The organism is Psychrobacter sp. 16-MNA-CIBAN-0192 (genome assembly GCF_040309565.1).
Taxonomy (GTDB): domain Bacteria; phylum Pseudomonadota; class Gammaproteobacteria; order Pseudomonadales; family Moraxellaceae; genus Psychrobacter.
This window is the reverse complement of the sequence record NZ_JBEOOX010000299.1, coordinates 1-269: the sequence shown is the minus strand read 5'-3', so window position 1 is coordinate 269 and position 269 is coordinate 1. Positions and strand designations below refer to the sequence as shown.

1 pseudogene is annotated in these 269 nt (G+C 46.1%); it reads right to left on the bottom strand.

Going from position 1 to position 269, the window contains the following annotated elements:
• Positions 1-269 (bottom strand): annotated as a pseudogene (locus AAEY78_RS13325) (hypothetical protein); the annotation flags it as partial.

Genomic DNA, 269 nt, shown 5'->3' with positions numbered 1-269 from the left:
AGTCTAACGTGACAGGCGCAACTTGAGCCGCCGAGATAAACTGCAAATGTTCGGGTAAGTTTGCCAACAGCGGTTGCAGATAAAACTGACGTACATGGTCGGTAATATTTAGTGCGGCTGGTGTATGCATTGCCGTAATTCGATTGGCTGCAATACCGCGTTTACCTGCTTGTTTTAACAATGCTTTACAACTGGATTCACAACCTGCGATAACACATGTATCGCCTTGGATGATGGCAATATAAGCACGCGGGTAATCCGCTAAATGG